This is a genomic window from Oleiphilus sp. HI0117 (genome assembly GCF_001635235.1).
This window is the reverse complement of record NZ_LWGA01000837.1, coordinates 1-2517: the sequence shown is the minus strand read 5'-3', so window position 1 is coordinate 2517 and position 2517 is coordinate 1. Positions and strand designations below refer to the sequence as shown.

The window sequence follows — 2517 nt, the reverse complement described above, 5'->3', positions numbered from 1 at the left end:
TAGAGTTCATCTATTTGATTAAGCAAACCAGCTGCCAAGCGCTTCAAATCTCGCAAAGCAACACTTCGAACCACTTCATAGTTCGTATTAGACGCTGCCGCTAATCCACCAACGGCGGCATTATACTGAAGGTACTGTCGCCATAAGTTGCCAGGAGGAATCTGGCTAATCAAGCTTGCAAGCATAAGGGGTTTATTTTCTTGTTTGATACTATGATCCCGTCCGATCAATAGTCCTTTCATATAGAGCATTTCATGGAACAAATGAGGCTTTTCCTTTCGCAAAAGCTGCATCTGTACTTTGTCAAAACTTTCTGAAGAGCGCTTATCATCGGCGGTAAGGTAGAAGACCTTACCTAAGTAGTACCAAGCCTGGTTACGATCGCTCAATGAAATTTGCTTGGTTAGAAGCGTCTCAAATACTAGTTTGGCCTCTTCGACCATTCCGTAAGAGAGCATCAGCCCCCCCTCCACTAATTCCGGATGCTGGCCATGCCCCTGGATTCCGGAACGGAGCTTGGCAACATTTAGCGCGCTCAAAGCTTCAAAGAAATTTCCTTGATGGTACTGGAACAGTACCTGACCGTAATTTAAGTCTTGAGCACGTTGATATACCGGGTACTCATCAACCAGCTTTGCTTCTGAAGACTGAGCAACACCCGTCCACAGACTCACGCAGAGAATACACAAGGTAATCAGTGCTTTCACAAAGCGCTGAGTTTGCTCAGGAAGATAAGTTTTTAGCACGCTAGTTCCACTCAACGATTTCAACATGAGGTTGATAGTTTTCACTTTGGTCGCTTATCTGAATCTCTAGCGAAGCAATATCACTTGCCTTTTCAAATAGCATGGTGGCAGCTTTTTTGTACTCGCGCTTATCAGGCCCGAGCCCGCTTACAACGGCCGTTAGCTCGTGCTCGCCACTCTTCAAGTTACCCATATGCAAACGCTGCATACCGCCCTTTCGTAATGCTGTGACTTGACGCTGCGTATACAAATGGCTAGCAACAATTTCATCATTCAGCTTTAAGGTCACGCTGTCAGGCTTGAAGAATTTACCCGTATCCAGACTCAGATAAACAACAAACTGGGTATTTGCCGGAAACAGCAAATCTTCTTCCAGAATAAACAGGTCTCGATTCAGCTTGATGACCTTTTTCTTCAGCTGCGCCACACTCAAGGCAACAGGCTTGTCCGCCACAGGCGCAGACTGTTTTTCGATAACCGCACCCGGCTCGGTCGCTGACTCCTCACCAAAGCTACTCACTGAAACTAGGCATACAGCAAACAAGAGTATGCTTTTCAATGCTTTTCTGGTCGCTTTATTATTCATCTAACTCTTCCCCAATTCTCTCTAATATTCCATCGTGACCGATATACGCGTGACCCACGCATCGAAACCATACAAAGGTTCGTTTCCTGCAACAGTAGAAGGTTTGGTCACATCTCTGAAGTTGTCATAGGAAAATTCTAAGTAATCAACCAAAGCCGTTAGCTTTAGCCTATCTACATGTGGGATGGCACCTTTACCAAAAATATAACTTGCTCCTAAACCAATCGTATAATCACTAAAGGTACTCAATTCCTTATCACGCCCCATAAAGTCTTGTGAGTCCTGAAAGGGGAAAAGGTCACTATAAAAGTCTGCACTGGTTTGCTGGTAATAACGATATCGGCCCTCAAAGACCCAAGAAGGACCAACCGGGTGAATATATTGAAGTTCGAAGGTATCCGCTTCTATCCCCCAGCTGTCAGTGAAATAACGATACTCTGCTTTAATCGATGCTCGATACGGCAAGTAGTAAAGAGAACGAAGTGCAACAGCTGTACTGGTTCGTGTTTGCGGGTATTTTTCAGTAGCTGTCTCGAAAGATGAACCACTCTGATAGCGGTATACGCGATAGGGGTTATTCAAATAACCTTCGTCAGTAATAATATCGACGTCCACGCCAAAGAGCATATTTTTCGTGATGACTTGAGATAGCCCCAGTTTGTAGTTCTGCCTGTCAACATCTTCAGAAAAGTCACTCTGAATCATTCCAACTTCATCCCATCCTCTGGAATAACCCAAGCTCAAGTTAGTTAAATCACCAAAGAAATCTTGTGAAACAGAAACAAACACTGTGTCGGCTGAGAAGTCATTTTCTTCACTGTTGGTATAGCCCGCGCTCACTATCGTTTTCTCATGAAGAAAATCTACCCCGGCACTGTACTCAGTTCGCTCTTCTTCATAAGCACTAGCAGTGGCGCGCACATCAATAGACGCCGACGACACTGAATCAACATAGTAATGTCCATTCAGGGAAAAATTCGTACCGGCACTTTTTCTTACCAGAACAAAGGGGCCATTAATATCCATACCACCGCCTTCGTAACCATGATACAAGGCGTCAACCGTATCAGGAGGTGGCTGTGGCTGTAATTAAAATGAAAGCCAAGGTGCCTTTTTTTAAAGCCTTTTTTCAATTGTTAATTATTGTCAATTCCCTGGTGATCAGTGCAGTAGGCAATGCTGCAA

The 2517-nt window shown here is 44.5% G+C and carries 3 protein-coding genes; all 3 read right to left on the bottom strand.

Annotated features, from left to right (window positions below; translation table 11 throughout):
- Positions 1-746 (bottom strand): hypothetical protein (locus tag A3757_RS14180; protein WP_197470052.1); only part of this gene is annotated, 746 nt, incomplete at its 3' end.
- A gap of 1 nt (position 747) precedes the next feature.
- Positions 748-1332: an AraC family transcriptional regulator gene (locus A3757_RS14175; RefSeq protein ID WP_068553281.1), complete on the bottom strand. Its 585-nt coding sequence runs from the start codon at positions 1330-1332 to the stop codon at positions 748-750.
- A gap of 21 nt (positions 1333-1353) precedes the next feature.
- Positions 1354-2385: a DUF3570 domain-containing protein gene (locus tag A3757_RS14170; protein ID WP_231878284.1), complete on the bottom strand. Its 1032-nt coding sequence runs from the start codon at positions 2383-2385 to the stop codon at positions 1354-1356.
- Positions 2386-2517 lie beyond the last annotated feature (132 nt).

Excerpts from the sequence above, each read along its gene's own strand:
- A3757_RS14175 (WP_068553281.1), bottom strand. The coding sequence starts at position 1,332 with ATGAATAATAAAGCGACCAGAAAAGCATTGAAAAGCATACTCTTGTTT.